Origin of the sequence: Cryobacterium sp. Hb1 (genome assembly GCF_004403585.1) — a bacterium.
Classification (GTDB): Bacteria; Actinomycetota; Actinomycetes; order Actinomycetales; family Microbacteriaceae; genus Cryobacterium; species Cryobacterium lyxosi.
The window spans coordinates 38,625-58,818 of the sequence record NZ_SOHI01000016.1; the positions used below are offsets into that span (position 1 = coordinate 38,625).

Below are 20,194 nucleotides of genomic sequence, written 5' to 3' on the forward strand. Positions count from 1 at the left end.
CACACGCTACAGGCAAGGCCTTAACCAGAACAGGCAGGCCCGAGGGCCTGCCTGTTCTGGTTATACTCGTGGCGAGTGCGAGGTTCGAACTCACGAAGGCTACGCCGTCTGATTTACAGTCAGATCCCTTTGGCCGCTTGGGTAACTCGCCAGGCGCTCCCGACCAGGTGTAATCACTTGACCGGAGACGCGGCTTTAACAATACAAGACGAAACGCCTCACCGAGAAATCAACGGGCGTCGAAATCGTGATGAGGCGTTTCCGGCACCCGGTGGGCGGCACTCCCCGGGTGGCCGGCGGCGTGCGCATCTTGGTCGACGTGTCGCCGCCGATGCCACTGAGGCCGCGATGTCGGCGGTATCCGCCGTCTACCCATTGCCGATGTTCGAGACCGCAAAGGAGGGTTCGCGTATGGTGTCTAACCGCGCACTTTTTGCACTCTCGCGGGTCGGATACCATGGGGGAATGGCAGATTCAACGTTCGACATCGTCAGCAAGGTCGACCCGATGGAGGTCGACAACGCCCTTAATCAGGCGCACAAAGAAGTCGCACAGCGCTACGACTTCAAGAACGTAGGAGCTTCGATCGCGATGAGCGGTGACAAGGTGCTCATGAAGGCGAACACCGAGGAGCGCGTCAAGGCGATCCTCGAAGTGTTCGAGGCCAAGCTGATCAAGCGCGGCATCTCACTGCGTAGCCTCGACGCTGGCGAGCCGTTCGCCTCCGGCAAGGAATATCGCATTGAGACGAGCATGAAGGCCGGCATCGACCAGGAGAACGCGAAGAAGATCGGCAAGATCATTCGCGATGAGGGCCCCAAGGGCGTCAAAAGCCAGATTCAGGGTGACGAACTGCGGGTCAGCTCGAAGAGTCGTGATGATTTGCAGGCCGTGATGGCGCTGCTCAAGGGTAAAGACCTCGACGTGGCCCTGCAGTTCACAAACTTTCGCTAGCGGACCTCTCCGGCAAGGGGACTCCCTCGTCCTCTGTCCGCCGGGCCCACCTTGTGAACCGGGGCCCAGTTTATAAACTGGGCCTGCGGACGGGGCCCGGGCCCCGTCCGCAGAGGCGCGCACTTGGAGTGCTACTCGGCGCGCGACACCGCCACCATTTCGTCGCGGTCCACAACCTTGATGCGAGTGCGGCCCACAGCCTCGCCAAGCCCGAGTTCGTGCTGGTCGAGATTGTGCCAACCGTCCAGACCGGTGTATTTCACGCCGCGCGCATCGAGCAAGTCCACGATGCTCTCCTCCGACGGCGACTCGGGGCGCCACCAGTTCCCGAGGTCATTGATCAGGTGACGAATCGTTTCCATCGCGTCGCTCTTGGTGTGGCCGATCAGACCGACCGGCCCGCGCTTGATCCAGCCGGTCGCGTAGACGCCGTACATCTGCTGGTTGAACAGCCCGCCGGTACCGGCCGACGGGTCACGGCGTAGCACCTGGCCCTCGCGGTTGGGAATGATGCCGCGCTTCTTGTCAAACGGCACGCCCGGCAATTCCGACCCGAAGTAGCCGACGGCTCGGTAAACGGCCTGCACCGGGATCTCGCGAATTTCGCCGGTGCCGACGACGCCGCCGGCGCCATCCGTTACGGTGCGTTCCCAGCGGAACGCACCGACCCGGCCCGTGCCGTCGTCGACCAACTCGACCGGCTTGGCGAAGAAGTGCATGTGCAGCCGGCGGCCGGCGGCGCCGGTCTCGCGGGCACGCCACTGGTTCAGCGTCTTATCGATCACGAAAACCTGTTTGTTGCTCGCGACGGCGGACTGGGCGGCCTCGTCGTACTCAAAGTCCTCGTCATAGACGATCATGTCCACATCATTCAGCTCGCCCACCTCACGCAGTTCCAGCGGCGTGAATTTAACGGATGTCGGCCCACGCCTCCCAAATATGTGCACGTCGGTCACCGGTGACCCTTTCAACCCGTCGTACACGTTTCCGGGGATCTCCGTCGGAAGCAGGTCGTCGGCGTGCTTGATGAGCATGCGCGACACGTCGAGGGCCACGTTACCGTTGCCGATCACGGCGATTTCGCGTGCGTGAAGCGGCCAGGTGCGCGGTACGTCGGGATGGCCATCGAACCAGCTCACGAAGTCGGCGGCGCCGTATGAACCGATCAGGGACGCGCCTGGAATATTGAGATCGGCATCCTGCACCGCGCCGGTCGCGAAGATGACCGCGTTGTAGTGCTTCTTGAGGTCGTCGAGGGTGACGTCCACTCCGAACCGCACGTTGCCGAACACGCGAATATCACCACTGTCGAGCACGCCCCGCAGAGCGGTGATGATGCCCTTGATGCGGGGGTGGTCGGGGGCGACGCCGTAGCGCACGAGGCCATACGGCGCCGGCAGGTGGTCGAACAGGTCGATCGAGACCTCGAAGTTGCGCTCGGCTTTGAGCAGAATATCGGCGGCATAGATGCCCGCCGGTCCTGCGCCGACGATGGCCAGTCTCAATTTGGTCACTGAAGATTCCTTACTGCGCGGGCCGGCCGGGCCCAAGCCCTCGCCCGCTCTCGAATGGATCTAGCTGGAGCGCTCGACGATGGACTCGGCGAATCGGGTGAGGGCTTTCTTGACCGAACCATTCGGCAGCGGAGCGAGGGCGGCAACGGCGTCACGGGCCCAGCCGTGAGCCTCGGCCAGGGTTTCGGCCGTGACGGCGTGCTCGCGCAGCGCGGTGATTGCCGCGTCCGCATCCGCGCCCTGTTGCGCACCGGCCGTCATCACGTCACGTTCCAGCCGCTCCAGCAGATCAGCGGACGCCCTATCGCTCGCGGCACGTTCACGCAATCGAAGCACCGGAAGCGTGACCACACCGGCCCGCAAGTCCGTTCCCGGCACTTTGCCCGTCTCCTGCGGCTGCGGGGACAAATCGAGCACATCGTCGATGAGCTGAAAGGCAACGCCGATCTTCTCACCGAAGTCCACGACCGGCTGCTCGTACTCGGCCGGGGCGTTGGAGAACACCACACCGCCCTGGGCGGCCGCGGCGATGAGCGAACCGGTCTTCCCAGCAAGCACCTGAATATAGTGCGCGACCGGGTCTTCACCAGCGCGTGGGCCCACCGTCTCCTGAAACTGACCGAGCACAAGGCGCTCGAACGTGGTCGCCTGCAGTTTGATGGCGCGTTCACCGAGCCGGGCCATCAGCTGGCTGGCACGGGCGAACAGCAGGTCACCCGTGAGGATGGCAATGGAGTTGCCCCACACGGTTTGCGCGCTCGGCACGCCGCGGCGCTTATCCGCGTCGTCCATGACATCGTCGTGATAGAGCGAGGCCAGGTGGGTCAGTTCGATGGCTGTGGCTGCGGTGACAACGTCGGGCACAACGCCCTCACCCAGGTGCGCGGTGAGCAGCGCGAGCATGGGACGCACGCGTTTTCCACCGGCATTGAGCAGGTAACGGCTGGTGACGGTAGCGATTTCGTTGGCGTAGACGAGCTCATCGATGAGCGCCGCTTCGACCTTTTCGATGCCGGCATCGATATTCGCCGCCAAGCCGCGGTCGGCGGAAGTCGAGAAAATACGTTCGCCGAGGCCCGCCTGGCTGGTCACCGACGCGGTGCGTCGAATCACGGGGACTCTGGATTTCACGTAAGACAGCCTATCGAGTTGGTCAGGGCTTGATTCCGCGGTGCAGGGCCACGATGCCGAGGGTGAGGTTGCGGTAGGCGACAGCGGAGTATCCGGCTGAGCGCAGCCATCCGCTGAGCACCCGCTGGGTCGGCCACGCCGCGATGGACTCGCCGAGGTAGTCGTAGGCTTCGGCGTTGGAGGATGCGAGGCGCACGACGCGCGGCATGACGTGATTAAGATAGGCAAAGTAGCTCTGGCGAACCAGCGTCAAGGGTGGAGTCGAGAACTCGCAGATGACGACGCGCCCGCCGGGCTTGGTCACGCGGTAAAACTCGGCCAGGGCTTTCTTCGGCTCGACCACGTTGCGCAGTCCGAACGAGATGGTGACGGCGTCGAACTCGTTGTCCTGGAAGGGAAGGGCGGTCGCATCAGCCTGCACGAAGTCAATGTGTTCATTGTGGGCGTGGCGAGCCCGACCGACCTCGATCATGCCGGCCGAGAAGTCGGCGGCGACGACGTGGGCTCCGCTGTGGGCGAGAGCCGCGCTCGAGGTGCCCGTGCCGGCCGCGATGTCGAGAATGCGTTCGCCCGGTTGCGGGTTGACTGCCTTGGTGGTGGCCATGCGCCAGAGCGACGCGTTGCCGACCGACAGCAGCGTGTTCGTGCGGTCATAGTGGGCGGCGACCTCGTCGAACATGGCAGCCACCTGCGCCGGCCGTTTGTTCAGGTCTGCTCTATTCACCCCATCATTCTAGGATGCATAGGCCCGCCGAAACTGCACGGTTGCCGGGGCATACGCGCGCGGGCGTAGGCTACAGAAGTGAATGTGCGGGCCTTGACGGTCGAAACCTCCCCGATGGCCGATATCCGCCAACTGATCCTGCTGCTCGATCGCCGTACGCCCTTACTCTGGATGCGTCGCAACCAGGGCCTGGCCGGCATCGGCTGCGCGCTGCGACTCGAGTTTTCCGGCCCGACCCGCATGACGGATGCCGCGGCCGCCTGGAAACAAGTCGTCGCCTTGGCCACCGTGACAGACCCGCTCGCCCGCGCCGGTAGCGGGCTGCTCGCCTTCGGAGCTTTCGCCTTCGATGAGACGTCTGCCGAGACCAGCGTGCTCATCGTTCCCGAGATCATCGTCGGCCGCCAAGACGGCCACTGCTGGGTGACGCGCATCTGGGAGACCGGGCAGAGCGCTCCCGAAAACCCGCTGACGCTGCGTCCGCTCGGCGACGAGTACCGCATCGCCCTGCTGCCCGGCACGCTGCCCCCCGAGGATTTTCGCACAGCCGTCAGCTCGGGCGTCTCGCGGATTCAAAGTCAACGGATCAATAAGGTCGTGCTCGCTCGCGACCTGGTCGGGCGGGTGCCGGCCGAGTCCGACCTGCGCCGCGCCATCACCAAACTCGCGCTCGGTTACCCGGACTGCTGGACCTACGCCGTCGACGGCCTCATCGGGTCGAGCCCCGAAACTCTTATTCGCGCCGACCACGGTTCGGTCAACGCCCGCGTGTTGGCCGGCACGATCTCCCGGGGAGCGGATGCCGAGGAAGATCGCGAGGCGGCCCTCACCCTGGCGACCTCATCGAAAGACGGTGACGAGCACGAATTTGCCGTGCAGAGCGTGCTCAAGTCGCTCCGCCCGCACACCTCGGCGCTCGCCACGAGCGAGATTCCGTTCACGCTGAAACTCCCCAATCTCTGGCACCTCGCGACCGATCTGGAAGGCACCCTGAGCGACGGGTCGACGTCTCTCGATTTGATCGCAGCATTGCACCCGACTGCTGCGGTCGCTGGAACCCCGACCGACGCTGCTCTGGCCCTGATTCGCGAACTTGAACCGTTCGACCGTGGCCGCTACGCCGGACCGGTCGGCTGGGTGGGCGCCGACGGCGACGGCGAGTGGGCGATTGCGCTGCGCTGCGCGCAGGTAGTACCCGCTGGCGGCATCACCGCGTACGCCGGCTGCGGCATCGTGCTGGACTCCGACCCCGACCGCGAGCTCGCCGAGACCAAAATGAAGTTCCGTCCCATCGTCGAAGCCTTCGGTTGATTCGAGCCGCTAACGAACTAGCGGAACCTCGAGGATGCTGGGGCGGGTAGGGGCGCCGGTGAGGGCACGCTCCAACTCGGATCTCGTGGCAGCAATCTCATAGTCCCAGCCGTAGCCTGCGGCGAGCGCCTTCAGATCGACGCTGCGCGGGGTGTAGAGCACCCGCTCCATCGCGGCGGCCGAAGCCGTCGCGGCGACCTCCAGGCCGTCGAAGATGCTGCCACCACCGTCAACGCCGACGATGACCTGCAGCCGGGGTTCTGGTTCGCCCGGGGCGAGCAGCAGCGAACCGACATCGTGAAGAAAGGTGAGGTCGCCCATCAGAACCCGGGTCACGCCGACCGAACGCGGCTCGGGCTCGGCCTGGCTGGCCAGCGCCACCCCGAGCGCGGTGGAAATCGTGCCGTCGATACCGGCCAGTCCACGGTTGGACAGCACGGTGATCTTCTTGCCGGGGACGCGCTTATCGGCCTCCCGGATCAGCCGGGACGCGCCGAGCACGAGCCGGTCGTGCGGCCACGATGCACGCCAGACCGCGTCGACGAGCAGCGTTCTCGTCAGCGGGGCTCGCAAAATTGCCAATTCAGCGCGGGTTATGCCGCGCTTATCGATCGGTGCCCGGCCTTCATCAGCCGCGGCCTCTGCAAGAGCCCTGCTGGTCATGACCCAGCGGCCGAGCCATTCCCGTGCCGCGGGCGTCTGGGCCGCCAGCACACACTCAGCGTCCGCGCCGATCGAACGGGTGAAAGCTCGTGCAGCATGGGCCGGATTGTACCATTCGAGTCCGGTCGTTGCGACAATGATGGTCTCGACACCGTCACGGGCGATGAGAGCCGGAATCTCCCGGCTGAGGGTGGGATGACCGAACACGACCACCCGTTCCACCTGGCCGCCGAGATCGGCGGCAGCGAGTAGTTCCCGGTAGTGCACAATCAAATTCGGGCCGAACCGAGCGCCGCTCGATACCTCGGCCAGCAACGGCCAGCCACCGGCATGGGCCAGCTCTTCGGCCTCAGGTCCGGCACCATCGCCGGCCACGACGACCGTGCGTAGTCCCGGCGCGAGGAGCATGGCCGGCCCATCACTTGATGTAGACGGGGTTACGCGGATAGAGCGTGCCATCAGAGTAGGGCGGGCAGGCCGCGCAGCCGACAGCGGCTCGCGAAAGGCCAGGTTGAGTTGTGCCGGGCCGGGAGCCGCGGTCGAACCGCCGGTCGCAGCATCCATTGCCTGCCGTGCCAGCGCCACGGCAATGCCTTCCTCATCGGGCTCGCCGACCGGCGCCGGAACATCGAGGCACAGCCGGGTGGCAACCCCGAACAGGCCTGACTGTACGGTGGTCTGGTTCGAGCGGATACCGCGCAGCTCGGCCGGGCGGTCGGCCGTCAGCAAAATCATGGGCACCCCGGCATGGTGCGCCTCGAGCACGGCCGGGTGCAGGTTGGCGACCGCCGTACCCGACGTCACCACAACGAGCGCTGGCAGGGCGGTTTCGAGGGCAAGGCCCACGCTGAGAAAGCCCGCGCTGCGTTCGTCGGTGCGCACGTGTAAGCGGATGCTCCCTGCCTGTTCCAGCGCCGCCGCGGCCAAGGCGAGCGCCTGCGAGCGCGCTCCGGGACAAAGCACCAGATCACGAACCCCTAGCCGAACGAATTCGTCCAAAAGCGCGAAGCTGAAATCGGACGCCGGGCTGCTCTTGAGGCTTTCAGGCATCCCGCCGGCCAGGCTGCTCGCCTTCACCCGGTTCGTTCTTCTTTTTCTTCTTCGTCGTTTCCCCGGTAGTTGGGTCGTTCTTGTCGAGGTCCGCGAGGTCCTGCTCCATACGGCGAATGCGTTCCTGCTGGTCTTTCTCGTTGAAGGGACGGTTTTGGCCGGTGTCGGATTTCGCGTTGCCGCCGTTGAGACCGGCGCCGTCAGGACCATCGCTGTTCAGCCCGCGCAGAAACTCGAGGTCGTCATCGGGCGCCACCGAACGAAAGGACCGGGTCGCGGGAGTAGAGCGTCCGTGGCCGACGAGCAGCCATAGCAATGGGCCGATCAGTGGCACGAGAACAATGACGAAAATCCAGACCCAGCGCGGCAATCCGCGAATGCGTTTGCGGTCGAACATTGCACAGTCCACAAGGGTATAGACGGTGAGGATGACGAGGGCCAGTCCTAGTCCGATCAAGAGCTTGGGCATACCTAGATTGTAAGCCGCTAGACCGTGAGAGACATGTGCGCCTACTCAGCCGCGGCATTCTAAGCTTGATCTATGAAATTCCTGCCCCCTTGGCTGTATTACTCCATATTGCGCGTCCTAATGTTTGCCGTACCGCTCGCAATTCTCCTGTCCCTGGGGCTGTGGCCCTGGGCGTCCGCTGTGATCGCCGCGCTGGTCGGCCTGTGCTTGTCGTACCTTCTGCTGGGCAAGTCCCGCGCGAGTGTTGCCCGCGATCTCTACCACGCGCGACACCCCGACAAGCAGACCGCCAACCCGGATTCTGAGATCGAGGACTCGCTGATGAGTGCCCAGGAACGTGTCAAGTCAGAACGCGAAGGCAAGTCCCAGTAGCAGGCCGTAGGCCAGCGCCGCGAGGCTCGTCAGCTTGAGGGCGAGGATGAATTCTTTCGCGGACGTGGCGGTGATCGTGATGAGGCAGGCCGGCAGAGCCAGCAGCAGCACGAAGAACGTGAAGATTCCGAGCGGATAGATCAGGCTGAAAAGACCCGCGATCACGAACGGCAGCAGCAGGAAAATCGAGAAGACGACCCGGGAGGCCGTGCTTCCGATTCGCACCGCGAGGGTGCGCTTGCCGGCGGCCTTGTCTGGCACGATGTCGCGCAGGTTGTTGACCATGAGCACGGCACAGGCGATCAGCCCCATCGCCACACCACCGAGAACGCTCTCGGTGGTGAAGTCGCCGACCTGCACATAGGTCGTGCCCGCGGTGGCTACGAGACCGAAGAACACGAACACGAACACTTCACCAAGACCCTGGTAGCCGTAGGGCTTCTTGCCGCCGGTATAGAACCACGCTGCAGCGAGGGCCACGACGCCAACGAGCAATAGCCACCAGTACTGGGTCAGAATGACGAGCGTGACGCCAGCCACGGCAGCAAGGCCAAAGAAGATCAGGGCCACGCGCAGCACGGTGCGCGGATTGGCGACGCCGCCGCCGGTGAGCCGGGCTGGTCCGACCCGAAAGGCGTCGGTGCCTCGAATGCCGTCGGAATAGTCATTGGCATAGTTGACGCCGATCTGCAGGAGCAGCGCCACGGCGAGTGCGAGCAGCGCGCGCACCGGATGGTAGACGCCGGGTCCGCTCGCCACGATGGCGGCGCCGGTACCGAGCAGCACCGGCGCAACGGCGAGCGGCAGAGTGCGCAGGCGTGCGCCCGATACCCAGTCGGCGGCGGTGGCCGGTTTGAACGCGGCCGGTCCCTTGCGGGGTGGTCCGTTTTTGATGGCCGGATGGCCCGATTTGCCGCTGGTCTTTCTGGCGGGATCAAGACCAGCCAGCTTCGCCGCGGGGTTCAATCGTTGTTGTTTGGGCCTGACCGGCCGAGCTCCTTGTGCCACGCCCCCATGTTACTGGGCGTCCGTCTGCACAACGCCATACCCGATAGCCGGCCGGTCAGCTAGGTCATCGTCGCGCCGACGCCGTACGAGAAGAGCGATCAGGACCAACAGCAGTAGCAGACCAATAATGGCGAAATACAGCCACTCGGGCGGTCCAGACGTTAGTGGTACCGCGGCCGCTGTGCCGACGTCAGGAAAGGTGATAGTCGCATTCGCGCTTCGTTCCAGGAGCCCGCTGTGCAGGGTGATCGTGGCATCCCAGGGGCCGGCCGGTACCTCCTTGTCCAAAACAATCGTGACAGGTTCGGTGTCACCGATACCCACGGTTGTACCGAGGACGACGGGGAATGGACCGGCGCTGAGCCCGCCGGGGCCTCCCAGCAATTCCAGGGTGCCGAACATATCAAGGGCCCGCCCACCGATGTTCTGCACCGACGCAACGACCATGGGTTGACCGTCGGCCGATCGCGCGGCGGTGAGCGTGCCGACCAGGAAGTCGGCCGCGGGCGCTCCCCCCGGTCCGACAGAGAGGTAGATTCTAATCCCGACCCTGTTGACTACACTCACACCGCCTCCACTTGTGGGCGGTGCGCTCACTTCCGCCCAGACCACGCCGTATTGTTCGCCGGGTGCGGCATCTGCGGGAACCGTGATTGTCACCGTAACTGTCACACTTTCACCGGCAGGCACGGTGGGCGATTCACGATCGACAGAGGGCCAGGTGGACAGGTCGTTGGGGGTGTTACCTTCGGCACCGAGGAAGGCGCCGTCGGTAACGCTTGCCGCGCCGGAATACAGGTTGATCATCGTCGCGTCCGGCAAACCGTTCGCCACGTCGATCCGGCGCTTGACGACCGCTCCGGGAGCGACGTGGTCAACGATATAGAGGCGCGCGCGCGGGTCATCAGTCGCGTTGGCCGGAATGTCCAGGAGCCGTAGGCCGATGCTGCCGGCTGGCGCCGAACTCCCGGCCGCCTGGGCGGGCGGTGCGAACGACACCAGCAGACCGGTAGCGACAGCAAGGACGGCAGCAACGACGGGTTGTATTGGCAAGGAGACTCCTAAAGCACGGAATGGGTGATAGTGAACGAGTAAAGGCCAGCAGAACTACCACCGGGCACGGCCACCGTGATTGTCGGGTCCCAGCTGGCCCTGTTGAACCCGACGACCGCATCCCTGGCTGGCGCCGCGGGTTCAACCGTCAGGTCCGCCAGCGACGCCCCGGTGGAATCCACCTCGTTGGACACCGAGAAGTCGGCAGCGGAGCGCACCAGCGCCACCGGCGCGACTGCGCTGGCCGGTGCCGGGGCGAGCAGCAGGCTCAGCATAAGGATCGCGCTGGACCAGGCGACGACCCTGCGGGTCGTCGCCTGGCGAATGAACCGTGCCCCCTGCTCCAACATATTGTGTCCAGCTTTAAGGAGTTAGAGAACCGAGTGGGTGATCGTAGCCGCGTAGACATCGGCGGGCGTGCCGCCAGGGATTTTTACATTGATCGTCGGATTCCAGGACGCGGCATTGTCGCCGGTAATGCCGCTGGCCGTGACCGCCGGAGAGACACCGGTCAGATTGGCCGGATCGTTAGCCAGGTACGTGGCCGTTCCAAACTTGCTGATTGTTCCGGCCGTGTAGCCCACGTAGCTGGCGGCAATGGTGGGGCCCGCTAGCGGGGTGAAGGCGGTCGAGATGACGCTGGCAATCCAGGTGGCACCCGCACCAGCGCTGCGAGCATCACTGACCTTGACGATTCCCAGGGAGCCACTGATCGTTCCGCCGTCGACCGTGTTGGCGCGAGTGCCGAGGTTTCCTGCCGAAGTCGGCACGGAGATCGCCAAGACCCCACCTTGTACCGTGACCGTGGCCGTTGTGTCGCCGGGGGCCGCCGAAGCCGGCAGCACGATGCCCAACGTGAGAATTCCCACACCGGCAGCTGCCGCGAACGCGCGTGTTTTCAAGTTCATATATAGCTCTCTTCCTGGGGGTCCGGGTCACGAATTTCCCCCCTGTGACTGGAGGGGGGAACAACCGACCCAAGAAGGTCGGTCCCCTTTTGTGAGGACAGACTATTGCGCCGACCCGCCGCGGCTCCAATCCCCGTCATCCCCAATAGAGGGGTAATCCTCAAGTTCTAAAGCATCGGCGTGGTCGTGGTGCTCGGCGCACACTCGACCCCCGCGAGCGGCAATTTACGGGCGCTTCTCAAGGACTCAGTGCCGCCCCGAGGCACTCGCTCCATCTGCCGCCCTACCGGCGTTTCGCCAGAATCGCCAGGGCAAGGCGATCGGGTTTACCCGAGGAAAGCAGTGGAATTACCGTCACAACCATAATGCGGCCCGGTCGCGCGGCCCGGCCCAGAATGGGAACGACGAATGCTGCCACTCCCTCCAGATCCATTACTGCACCCGTCTTCCCGGGCATTACTATGACCGGAACCTGCCCCCACTCGTCGTCGTCGGCCCCGATCACGACAGCCTGCTCGAAACCGGGGCAGGACCGCACGATGCCTTCGACGGCATCGAGTGACACCTTCTCGCCGCCCGAAATGATCACATTGTCGGCGCGACCCAGAACCGTGACCCGAGCGGTTATCGGGTCGATTTCGCCGAGGTCGCCGGTGCGGTACCAGCGCACACCGTGCTCCACCAGAAAGCGCTCACTGGTGCGCGTTTCATCGCCGAGGTAGCCCTCAGCGAGCACGGAGCCCGATAGTTCGAGCTGCCCGTCGACAACCCGCACGAGGGTGTCACCGATCGGAACCCCATTGTAGATACAGCCGCCAGCGGTCTCCGACGACCCGTAGGTGCGCACGACTGGCACGTTCAGTTCAGCTGCCCGAGCAATGAGATCGGGCCTGATCGCCTGCCCGCCGACCAGAATCGCGGTGAAGCGACGCAGCACAGCCAGCAGTGCCGGGTCATCCGCTGCGTCAAGTAGGCGGGCCAGCTGCACCGGCACCAGCGCGGTGAAGCGCAGCGGCTCGGTCATGGTCTCGGCTAGCCGAAGAAAGTCCACCGGATCAAAGTGGCCCGGTGGAAGCACGAGCGGATTGGTGTCGGCGGCGATCGAGCGCACGAGCACCTGCACCCCGGCGATGTAGTGCACGGGTAGAGCGAGCAGCCATTGTCCGGTCCCGCCGAGGGCGACAGCTGAGGCTGCGGCGCCGGCCAGCAGTGCGTTAGTGGCGAGCATGACCCGTTTCGGCGTGCCGGTCGACCCGGAGGTTTCGATCACAACCGCGACCCGTATCGGCACGTCTTCGAGAACCATTCCACCACCTGTCGGCATCGGCATCAGTGCCGGTCCGTTGCCCGCGAGTGCATCCCTCAGCGCCGCGAGAAAGGCCGGCGGATCCTCCGGCACGAGCGCCCGCAGCGGCCTCACCACGGCGCTGCTGCGTCGCTTGGGCGCCCGGAGGAGAAATCATGCACCCGTTCACTCATAGTGCCAGCCTACGCGGCGCCAGCATTGACTTTTCGAATTTTCCAACTCGTAAGATTGGGGATTGAGAAGACGAAAAAACCTCAGGTAATGTGGAATAAGCAAGAAGTCAACCCCTTGTCGTCCACCCCGTTCGGGGGTGTACTAATGACTTGGAAAGTACGGGGAGGTCGCCATGGACATCACGCAAGGTACGAAAACCACATGCGGGGGCTCATAACGATGACTACCACCGCTCAGGAGCCACGAACGAGCCCCGCGTCGCCTCGCCGATCAGCCTCGCCGGGCAACTACGCCGCCGCATCGACGGATGCTTTCGGCGACTACCTGCGCCGCATCGGCAAGGGGGCCTTACTCAACGCCGAGCAGGAAGTTGATCTGGCGCGCCGCATCGAGGTCGGACTCTTCGCTGAGGCCAGGCTGCTGCAGGGCGACGGTGCCGGTACTCGCGACTCGGCCGAAGAGCGCGAACTGTCCTGGCTTGTGCACGACGGGCGCCGCGCCAAAAATCAGTTCATCGAGGCCAACCTGCGTTTGGTCGTGAGCATTGCCAAGCACTATTCCGGCCGCGGAGTGCCCATCATGGACCTCGTGCAGGACGGCAACATGGGGCTCGTTCGTGCCGTCGAAAAGTACGACTTCATGACCGGCTACAAATTCTCCACCTATGCCACTTGGTGGATTCGCCAGGCAATCCACCGCGGCATGGCCGACAAATCCCGCATGATCCGTATCCCGGTGCACACCGCCGAAAAGCTCAACAAAATCAAGCGCATCCGACGCGACCTGACCAGCGTGCTCGATCGTGACCCCACGGCACGTGAAATCGGCGAAGCCGCCCAGCTTCCCGTGCGCGATGTGCTGCGCCTCTTGCAATACGACAACGAACCGATCTCCCTGCATACTCCGGTCGGTGATGGCGCCGGCGATATGGCCGAACTGATCATTGATGACGACCTCCCCCAACCCGACGAACACGCCACGCTGACGCTGCGGGCGGCAGACATCCGCTACTTTCTCGACACGCTGCCACCACGGGAACGTTCTATTTTGCGAGCCAGGTTCGGCCTCGACGGCAATGAACCGCGCACCCTGGACCAGATCGCCCACACTGAGGGCGTCACCCGGGAACGAGTGCGTCAGATTGAGAAGCGTGCCCTCGCTTTGCTGCACGTGCCACGGTTGGAGCATTATCTGCGGGACTAAACGCCGACCGTATCGATTGCACGCCAGCAGGAGCGCGACATGGGAAAACTAACCTACGACTCGACCCTTACCGCAGACTTTGACGATCGCGTGCTCGCCCACATACAGGTCGTGATCGGCGCCAAGCTGCGCCGTGGGGAATCGTTCTACTTCACGTGGCGCGACGAGCCGCAGGTTGGCGACGGACGCATCACGATTTGGCTCCACCCAGGAATCCCCATCGCCTACAAGTATTTCGGCAGCCGTGCGCCCACGCTCAACCGCGAGTGGATCGAAGCGCTCATGGCGACGGCAAATTCCTCCGGCGGGCTGCAAATCATTCCGGAAACCAGCTCTCCGGCAGTGCAGCCGGGCGTTGTGAAGGACGAGCCTTAGATCGCATCGACACCGTTTGCGACAAGAAATCATGTTCGCCCAGCGACCGTTCCATCGAATCGATCCAGATCGAGATCGAGATCGATGGCGGCGAGCTGTACGGGCGGGTTGAGCGAGGCTCTGGCCGTCTACCCAGCCGGAGACTGACACACTGGACCCATGATGCCCTCACTGGATGAGTTACTCGGTTCCGCGCACGTCGTCTCCCTGAAACTGTTCGACCGGTTTCGCGGGCTGGACAATCGGGAAGCACTGCTGCTGGAAGGCCCAGAGGGCTGGACTGAGTTCTCCCCGTTCGTGGAATACGATGATGCCGAGGCCGCCAACTGGTTGCGCGCCGCCATCGACTTCGGCTGGCAGAGTACGCCGCACGCCCTGCGTACGAGCATCCCAGTCAACGCCACGGTACCGGCCGTGCCAGCGGACAAGGTCGCCGAAGTGCTTGCACGTTTTCCCGGTTGTCGTACGGCAAAAGTCAAGGTCGCCAGCCCGGATCAGGCCCTGGCCGACGACGTCGCCCGGGTGGCCGAGGTACGTCGCGTACTCGGTCCGGAGGGTCGTATCCGCATCGATGCGAACGGCCTGTGGAACGTGGACGAAGCCGAACACGCCATTCACGCACTAAGCGCTTTCGACCTGGAATACGTCGAACAGCCGTGCATGAGCGTGCCTGAACTGGCCGAGATTCGCCAGCGCACAACGTACCTGAGCGTACCGATCGCCGCCGACGAGAGCGTGCGCAAGAGCGGCGACCCGCTCGCCGTGGCGCGGGCCGGCGCCGCCGACATTCTCATCATCAAGGCCCAGCCGCTTGGGGGCATCCGCGCCGCACTGTCGATCATCGGTCGGACCGGGCTGCCTGTCGTGGTCTCCAGCGCCCTCGACACGTCGATCGGGCTCTCGATGGGCGCGCACCTCGCGGCATCCGTTCCTGGACTCTACTTCGACTGTGGCCTTGGCACCGCCTCACTACTCGCCGAGGATGTCACGGATAATCCGCTGCTCCCGGTCGCGGGGGCCATCCCGGTGCGCCGCGTCGTGCCAGACGCTGCTCTCCTCGCTCAGCACGCGACCAGTCCTGATCGTCGCGACTGGTGGCTCGCGCGCCTCACGCGCTCGCACGCACTGGTCGCTGCTGAGTAGCGGCAACCGAAGGGCTACAGGCCCGAGTAAGCGTGCAGGCCCTTGAAGAACACGTTGACGATGCCGAAGTTGAACATGACAGCGGAAAAACCGATGATCGCCAGCCAGGCCGAACGCGATCCGCGCCAGCCGCGGGTTGCACGGGCGTGGATATAACCGGCGTAGATGACCCAGATGATGAAGGTCCACACCTCTTTGGTGTCCCAGCCCCAGTAACGCCCCCAGGCCTGTTCGGCCCAGATGGAACCGGCCATGAGGGTGAAGGTCCACAAAATGAAGCCGATGATGTTGATGCGGTAGGCGAGGTTTTCCAGTGTCGCCGACGACGGCAAGGTGGCCAGAAAACGCAGGCGCCGACCGGATGCCACAGCCGAGCGCGCCGCGGCGGCCTCGAGCGTTCTGTTTTCGCGCCGGAACTGCAGCAGTTGCACGGTCGACAGCGCGAAGCCGAGCGCGAACATCCCGGTGGCCAACGACGCCACGAATACGTGGATGACCAGCCAGGCCGACTGCAGTGCCGGCGGCAGTGGAGCAACCTCCACATAGAACTGCAGGGCTGCCACGCCGAGCAGTACAAGCACGAGACCGGTGACGAAGGTGCCGAGAAAACGCAGGTCGGCGCGGATCAGCACGATCAGGAACACCGTCATGATGAGCAGCGTGCCCGTCAGTGCGAACTCGTACATGTTCGCCCACGGCACCCGGTCGGCCGCGAAGCCGCGCATGATGGTCGCCGCGAGGTGCAACGCCCAGCCCAGTACGGTGAGCGCAACTCCCACGCGCAGGCTCGACGAGCGGCCGTACGGCAGCGCCGCGTCGTCGTCCATGCGGGCGCTGATGCGCGACAGCACGGGTCGCTTCAGGGTGACGGTGCTGCCGGCGGAGGCGGCAAAACCGGCCGAGGAGGCAGCATCCGTTTCGACCAGGTCGGCGGCTTCAATCGCACCCACGGCGCTCGAACGACGCGCGAGGTCGACTGCGAAAGCGATGAAAGCGAGGGCGTAGATGGCCATTGCCGAATACAGCGCGTAGAGCGAGTATGAGTTGAGCAGTGCGGAGTCAATCAGATTCACAGTGCGATCCTAAGTCGATTCGGGGGTGGCGACGACGGTTTGGTGGGTCTTCAACAGCTTGAGATGACGCGCGGCCACCGCGCTGACGGCGGCCTCGAGGGCCGGGTCATCGCCACGGGCCAGGCCGGCGTATTCGAGGTGTACGGTTCCGTCGGCTCGGGTCGTTGCCTTCACCCAAACACGGCGACGCGGCACGAGCAGCCCGGTGAACAGGCCGAACAATACGAGCATGGAGAAAGAGATCAGCCAGATCTGTGTGGGGTCGTGATGAATGTCAAAGCTCGCAAAGCGCGGAACCGACTGGGTGAAATCGCCGGCCGCCGAGGACGCCGGATTGTTGTCGATGAAGCTGACGGTGCCGAGGCCGCCCGGCAGTGCGGCCGATGCACCCGGCTTGAGCTCGATTGAGGCAACACCGGTCTTACCGCCGGTCTGCTGCGTCAGGGTGTCGGTGTCGAGGGCATAAACGGATGTCGGCACGCCGGCATTGAGACCGAGGTCGCCGGTATAGACATTCAGAGTGAGCAGCGGGTATTCGAGGTCGGGGTAGCTGGAGAAGTTCGCGCCGGAGGCCGCTGTGTCCTGAGTGGGATAGAAGAAGCCGATCATACCGATCTGCTCGGCCAGTCCGTCGGGCACTTTCACGATGCCGAGCGAGGTGAGGTTGGCGTCCTGCGGCAAGAATGGCACCGAGTCTGAAAAGACGACGGTACCGTCGGGGGCCGTTACCTGAATGGTCGGTGCGTACCCGTTGCCGAGCAGGTAGATGCTCGTCCCGTTGGTGCGTAGCGGTCCGTTGACCTTGACGGCGCCGGGCTCAGCCGCCTCGGCCTTGGGCGTGACGGTCACGTCGGCAGTAAAGTCGATCGGCTGGCCGTATGCCTGCAGATTCCGTTGTTCATAGGAGACCGAGAAGTCATCCAGGCTCAGGGTGTACGGGTCGAGAGTGGTGTCGTCGAAGAATCGTCCCGGGTTGAAAGAGTCGTAGGCGAGCAGCGTGTTCACGAAGGTCTGGCCCTCGACGAGCACTCGCTGGCCGCTAAAACCATAGCCGCCACCGAATCCAACGGTGATCAAAATACCCACCAGCGCAGCGTGAAAGACAAGGTTTCCGGTCTCCCGCAGGTAGCCACGCTCGGCCGAAACGGATGACTCGGTGTCGGAATCAAAGCGCGCGACGCGGTAGCCGCTGGATTTCAGGACGGTGCGGGCGTGCGTGATGGCGTCGCGGGCATCCGTGTGCGCCGGCGCGTCTTGCGTGGTGAAACCAAACAGGCGTCCGAGGCGAGCCGGCGTGGTCGGCGGCTTGGCGCGCAGGGCCTGGAAGTGATGTTTGGTGCGCGGAATTACGCAGCCGATGAGCGAGATGAACAGGAGCAGGTAGATCGACGAGAACCAGGCCGAGGTGTAGACGTCGAAAGCCTGCAGTTTGTCAAGAATCGGCGCCAGGTCGGGGTTGTCGGTGAAGTACTGGGTGACCCCGTTCGGGTCGCTCGTGCGTTGCGGCACGAGCGACCCTGGAATGGACGCGATGGCGAGCAGGAGAAGCAGAAAGAGGGCCGTTCGCATGCTCGTGAGTTGACGCCAGAACCAGCGCAGCCAGCCGGTCAGGCCGAGCTTGGGCTGCACGACACCGGCCTGCGGCGCCTCGCGGCGGGAATCGAAATGGTCAGATGGCCGGGACAAAGTTGCCAATCACCCCTTGCAAATCGAGGAGCCAGGTGTTCCAGATACCACTCACCATGAGTACTCCGATGACGACGAGCAGAACACCGCCGAACAGGTTGATGGCACGAATATGCCGTTTGAGGAATGCGACCGATCCGGTGGCCCAGTTGAGGCCGAGGGCAATCAGGAGGAAGGGAATTCCGAGGCCGAGGGAGTAGAAGAGGGCGAGCAGTCCGCCCTGCCAGGGCGACCCGGTGCCGAGACTGAGCGAGTTGATTGCCGTGAGCGTGGGCCCGGTGCACGGCGTCCAGCCCACCGCGAAGACCGCACCGAGTACGGGGGCGCCGGCGAGACCCATTTTGGGGCGCCAGTTGGTCTTCACGGTGCGCTGCATGGCACCGAACTGGCCGACGAAGACCAGGCCCAGCAGGATGACCACCACGCCGGCGAGGCGCGTGATCAGGTCGCGGTAGGAGTTGAGCCAGAATCCGGCGGCACCGAAGACCACGCCGGTGAGCACGAACACCACGGTGAAGCCGAGCACGAACAGGCCGACCCCGGCCAGGAGCCGGGTGCGGCCGCGACGATCACGCTGGGAAGTGCCGGTACGTCCGTCCGCGAAGCCGCCGATGTAGGCGAGATAACCGGGAACGAGAGGCAGGATGCATGGTGAGGCGAACGAAACGAGGCCGGCGAGGAGTGCGATGGGAATAGCGAAGAGTAGCTGGCCGCTGAAGACGATCTCTCCGAAAGGATTGTTCACTCGGTCGTGCCAGTCTCCGCGATCGTGTCCCGAATCAGGGTCTCCAGAATGGACGGCGAGGTGACCTGGCCCAGAATGCGCGCCGCGATCCGCCCTTCGGCGTCGAGCACCAGGGTGGTCGGCACGGCGTTCGGCGGAATGCTGCCGCTGAACGCGAGTTGCATGGCGCCGGTATCAACGTCGAGCACCGAGGGGTAGGTCACGCTGTAGGTCTCGTTGAATGCGATGGCGTTCGGGGCCTGGTCTCGCACATTGACACCGAGAAAACTCGCGCCCTTGTTTTCAAACTTCTCGTTGAGGCCCTGTAGGTCGGATGCCTCGGCGCGGCACGGTGCACAGCTCGCGTACCAAAAGTTGACCACGAGAACATCACCGAGCGTGTCGGCGCTCGTGACCGGCTCGCCCGTCTCTGTCACGCCGGAGAAGTCAATGGCGTCACCGCGATCGGCGACGGCAATCTCCGTGACGCTTCCGTCGCCGGCGATGAAACCCTTGTTCGAGCCTTCCCGGTACTGGTCCGCGAGCGGGTCAGCGGAGCAACCCGAGAGCAACAGGGCACCGGCGGCCAGCCCGGCCAGCACGGGGCCGAGGCGGCGACGTTGGTTCACACGGTGGCGATTCATACAGCACCCACATCGTTGCTTGGGTCAAGAAGTGCCAGCGCCGGGCTGACGTAGGCGGTTTCAGCGAAATGGTCGCCGTGCCAGCACAGGGTGGTGATGCTCGACAGGTCGCACCGGCGTTTGCGCGGGTCGTGGGCGAGGCGTTCATGAGCCAGTGCTTGATGCACCATCCAGATCGGCAGCTGGTGACTGACCAGCACGACGTCACCCTCATCGACCGAGTTCCAGGCGTCGTCGATCGCCGCGAGCATGCGGGCAGAGATTGAACGGAAGGGTTCTCCCCAACTCGGCTTCAACGGGTTGATCAGGGCCGGCCAGTTGCGCGGGTCGCGCAACGCGCCGTCGGGGCCACGCATCCGCTTACCCTCGAAGGCATTCGTCGGTTCGATGATGCGTTCGTCGGTGTCGATGGCGAGCGCGAAGGCTGCTGCGATCGGCGCGGCCGATTCTTGCGCGCGTTGCAGGGGCGAGGCGACGACGCGCACGACCGCGCGACCACGTTCAACTAATTCCTCCGCGGCAGCAGCAGCCATAAGCACGCCCCGCTCGGAGAGCCGGAACTGCGGCAACCGTCCGTAGAGCACGCGTTCGGGGTTGAAAACCTCACCGTGACGCACGAGATGCACTTGACTGGCTACCACTCAACTATTCTACGGAGGGGTCAGCCTAGAAACCGCCGTGAGCGGGCCGCTCGGGCGGCTCCGGCTAA

At 64.3% G+C, this 20,194-nt stretch carries 21 protein-coding genes and 1 tRNA gene; 6 read left to right on the forward strand and 16 right to left on the reverse strand.

Annotated elements, in window-relative coordinates; translation table 11 throughout:
* Positions 1–69: 69 nt before the first annotated feature.
* Positions 70–151 (reverse strand) — tRNA-Tyr (locus tag E3T38_RS05770).
* 314 nt (positions 152–465) lie between these two features.
* Between E3T38_RS05770 and E3T38_RS05775 the strand changes: the two genes are divergently transcribed.
* Positions 466–954 (forward strand): YajQ family cyclic di-GMP-binding protein, encoded by a 489-nt coding sequence (locus E3T38_RS05775; RefSeq protein ID WP_104126358.1) that lies wholly within the window; start codon positions 466–468, stop codon positions 952–954.
* Positions 955–1,085: 131 nt separating this feature from the next.
* Here E3T38_RS05775 and E3T38_RS05780 read toward each other — a convergent pair whose 3' ends face one another.
* The 3 genes from E3T38_RS05780 to E3T38_RS05790 are packed head-to-tail and all read right to left on the reverse strand — an operon-like array spanning position 1,086 to position 4,323.
* Positions 1,086–2,468, reverse strand: coding sequence for an FAD-dependent oxidoreductase (locus E3T38_RS05780; protein ID WP_134546994.1), 1,383 nt, complete (start codon positions 2,466–2,468; stop codon positions 1,086–1,088).
* Between the two features lie 60 nt (positions 2,469–2,528).
* Positions 2,529–3,599, reverse strand: a complete 1,071-nt coding sequence (locus E3T38_RS05785) for a polyprenyl synthetase family protein (RefSeq protein WP_134546996.1) — start codon at positions 3,597–3,599, stop codon at positions 2,529–2,531.
* Between the two features lie 22 nt (positions 3,600–3,621).
* Positions 3,622–4,323, reverse strand: coding sequence for a demethylmenaquinone methyltransferase (locus tag E3T38_RS05790; protein WP_134546998.1), 702 nt, complete (start codon positions 4,321–4,323; stop codon positions 3,622–3,624).
* Between the two features lie 114 nt (positions 4,324–4,437).
* On the opposite strand from E3T38_RS05790, the gene E3T38_RS05795 reads away from it, so the two are divergent.
* Positions 4,438–5,634: an isochorismate synthase MenF gene (locus tag E3T38_RS05795; RefSeq protein ID WP_134547064.1), complete on the forward strand. Its 1,197-nt coding sequence runs from the start codon at positions 4,438–4,440 to the stop codon at positions 5,632–5,634.
* Between the two features lie 9 nt (positions 5,635–5,643).
* Here the strand turns inward: E3T38_RS05795 and menD are convergent, their stop codons facing one another.
* Entirely contained in the window at positions 5,644–7,374 is a 1,731-nt protein-coding gene (gene menD, locus E3T38_RS05800; RefSeq protein WP_370448994.1) for a 2-succinyl-5-enolpyruvyl-6-hydroxy-3-cyclohexene-1-carboxylic-acid synthase, read from the reverse strand.
* Complete coding sequence (locus tag E3T38_RS05805) at positions 7,340–7,816, reverse strand: PLD nuclease N-terminal domain-containing protein (protein WP_134547002.1); 477 nt, start codon at positions 7,814–7,816, stop codon at positions 7,340–7,342. The genes menD and E3T38_RS05805 overlap by 35 nt, the downstream gene beginning before the upstream one ends.
* Positions 7,817–7,888: 72 nt before the next feature.
* Between E3T38_RS05805 and E3T38_RS05810 the strand changes: the two genes are divergently transcribed.
* Entirely contained in the window at positions 7,889–8,188 is a 300-nt protein-coding gene (locus E3T38_RS05810) for a DUF4229 domain-containing protein (RefSeq protein ID WP_134547004.1), read from the forward strand.
* On the opposite strand, the gene E3T38_RS05815 is transcribed toward E3T38_RS05810, so the two are convergent.
* The 5 genes from E3T38_RS05815 to E3T38_RS05835 all read right to left on the reverse strand — a co-directional run bounded on the left by E3T38_RS05815 (position 8,162) and on the right by E3T38_RS05835 (position 12,580).
* Positions 8,162–9,082, reverse strand: a complete 921-nt coding sequence (locus E3T38_RS05815) for a 1,4-dihydroxy-2-naphthoate polyprenyltransferase (protein WP_241984323.1) — start codon at positions 9,080–9,082, stop codon at positions 8,162–8,164. The two genes, E3T38_RS05810 and E3T38_RS05815, sit on opposite strands and share 27 nt — an antisense overlap.
* Before the next feature lie 123 nt (positions 9,083–9,205).
* Positions 9,206–10,249: a peptidase gene (locus E3T38_RS05820; protein ID WP_134547006.1), complete on the reverse strand. Its 1,044-nt coding sequence runs from the start codon at positions 10,247–10,249 to the stop codon at positions 9,206–9,208.
* An 8-nt stretch (positions 10,250–10,257) separates the two neighbouring features.
* Positions 10,258–10,599 carry a hypothetical protein gene (locus tag E3T38_RS05825; protein WP_134547008.1) on the reverse strand — a complete coding sequence of 114 codons (342 nt, stop codon included), beginning with the start codon at positions 10,597–10,599 and terminating at the stop codon, positions 10,258–10,260.
* Positions 10,600–10,620: 21 nt separating this feature from the next.
* Positions 10,621–11,157 carry a hypothetical protein gene (locus E3T38_RS05830; protein ID WP_134547010.1) on the reverse strand — a complete coding sequence of 179 codons (537 nt, stop codon included), beginning with the start codon at positions 11,155–11,157 and terminating at the stop codon, positions 10,621–10,623.
* A 283-nt stretch (positions 11,158–11,440) separates the two neighbouring features.
* Positions 11,441–12,580 carry an AMP-binding protein gene (locus E3T38_RS05835; protein ID WP_241984321.1) on the reverse strand — a complete coding sequence of 380 codons (1,140 nt, stop codon included), beginning with the start codon at positions 12,578–12,580 and terminating at the stop codon, positions 11,441–11,443.
* Positions 12,581–12,856: 276 nt separating this feature from the next.
* On the opposite strand from E3T38_RS05835, the gene E3T38_RS05840 reads away from it, so the two are divergent.
* The 3 genes from E3T38_RS05840 (at position 12,857) to E3T38_RS05850 (ending at position 15,358) form a co-directional block, all read left to right on the forward strand.
* Positions 12,857–13,840 (forward strand): RNA polymerase sigma factor RpoD/SigA, encoded by a 984-nt coding sequence (locus E3T38_RS05840; protein ID WP_166805443.1) that lies wholly within the window; start codon positions 12,857–12,859, stop codon positions 13,838–13,840.
* A gap of 39 nt (positions 13,841–13,879) precedes the next feature.
* Positions 13,880–14,215, forward strand: a complete 336-nt coding sequence (locus E3T38_RS05845) for an ATP-dependent DNA ligase (protein ID WP_134547014.1) — start codon at positions 13,880–13,882, stop codon at positions 14,213–14,215.
* Between the two features lie 159 nt (positions 14,216–14,374).
* Positions 14,375–15,358: an o-succinylbenzoate synthase gene (locus E3T38_RS05850; protein ID WP_134547016.1), complete on the forward strand. Its 984-nt coding sequence runs from the start codon at positions 14,375–14,377 to the stop codon at positions 15,356–15,358.
* A 14-nt stretch (positions 15,359–15,372) separates the two neighbouring features.
* Here E3T38_RS05850 and ccsB read toward each other — a convergent pair whose 3' ends face one another.
* From ccsB to E3T38_RS05875, 5 genes are read right to left on the reverse strand one after another with little or no spacing between them, the layout of a single operon-like run.
* Complete coding sequence (gene ccsB, locus E3T38_RS05855) at positions 15,373–16,422, reverse strand: c-type cytochrome biogenesis protein CcsB (protein ID WP_134547069.1); 1,050 nt, start codon at positions 16,420–16,422, stop codon at positions 15,373–15,375.
* An 18-nt stretch (positions 16,423–16,440) separates the two neighbouring features.
* On the reverse strand, positions 16,441–18,117 hold the full coding sequence (locus tag E3T38_RS05860) for a cytochrome c biogenesis protein ResB (protein ID WP_134547018.1): 1,677 nt from the start codon (positions 18,115–18,117) through the stop codon (positions 16,441–16,443).
* Positions 18,101–18,862 (reverse strand): cytochrome c biogenesis CcdA family protein, encoded by a 762-nt coding sequence (locus E3T38_RS05865; protein WP_134547020.1) that lies wholly within the window; start codon positions 18,860–18,862, stop codon positions 18,101–18,103. The genes E3T38_RS05860 and E3T38_RS05865 overlap by 17 nt, the downstream gene beginning before the upstream one ends.
* Positions 18,859–19,485, reverse strand: a complete 627-nt coding sequence (locus E3T38_RS05870; protein WP_134547022.1) for a TlpA disulfide reductase family protein — start codon at positions 19,483–19,485, stop codon at positions 18,859–18,861. Before E3T38_RS05870 ends, E3T38_RS05865 begins: the two co-directional genes overlap by 4 nt.
* Entirely contained in the window at positions 19,482–20,126 is a 645-nt protein-coding gene (locus E3T38_RS05875) for a histidine phosphatase family protein (protein WP_134547024.1), read from the reverse strand. Before E3T38_RS05875 ends, E3T38_RS05870 begins: the two co-directional genes overlap by 4 nt.
* Positions 20,127–20,194: the final 68 nt, after the last annotated feature.

What these genes read in the sequence shown, in the direction of transcription:
- E3T38_RS05840 (WP_166805443.1), top strand. Translation starts at nt 12,857, where the DNA reads ATGACTACCACCGCTCAGGAGCCACGAACGAGCCCCGCGTCGCCTCGC.
- E3T38_RS05845 (WP_134547014.1), top strand. Translation starts at nt 13,880, where the DNA reads ATGGGAAAACTAACCTACGACTCGACCCTTACCGCAGACTTTGACGAT.
- E3T38_RS05850 (WP_134547016.1), top strand. Translation starts at nt 14,375, where the DNA reads ATGATGCCCTCACTGGATGAGTTACTCGGTTCCGCGCACGTCGTCTCC.
- E3T38_RS05805 (WP_134547002.1), bottom strand. Translation starts at nt 7,816, where the DNA reads ATGCCCAAGCTCTTGATCGGACTAGGACTGGCCCTCGTCATCCTCACC.
- E3T38_RS05830 (WP_134547010.1), bottom strand. Translation starts at nt 11,157, where the DNA reads ATGAACTTGAAAACACGCGCGTTCGCGGCAGCTGCCGGTGTGGGAATT.
- E3T38_RS05795 (WP_134547064.1), top strand. Translation starts at nt 4,438, where the DNA reads ATGGCCGATATCCGCCAACTGATCCTGCTGCTCGATCGCCGTACGCCC.
- E3T38_RS05775 (WP_104126358.1), top strand. Translation starts at nt 466, where the DNA reads ATGGCAGATTCAACGTTCGACATCGTCAGCAAGGTCGACCCGATGGAG.
- E3T38_RS05810 (WP_134547004.1), top strand. Translation starts at nt 7,889, where the DNA reads ATGAAATTCCTGCCCCCTTGGCTGTATTACTCCATATTGCGCGTCCTA.
- E3T38_RS05870 (WP_134547022.1), bottom strand. Translation starts at nt 19,485, where the DNA reads ATGAATCGCCACCGTGTGAACCAACGTCGCCGCCTCGGCCCCGTGCTG.
- E3T38_RS05825 (WP_134547008.1), bottom strand. Translation starts at nt 10,599, where the DNA reads ATGTTGGAGCAGGGGGCACGGTTCATTCGCCAGGCGACGACCCGCAGG.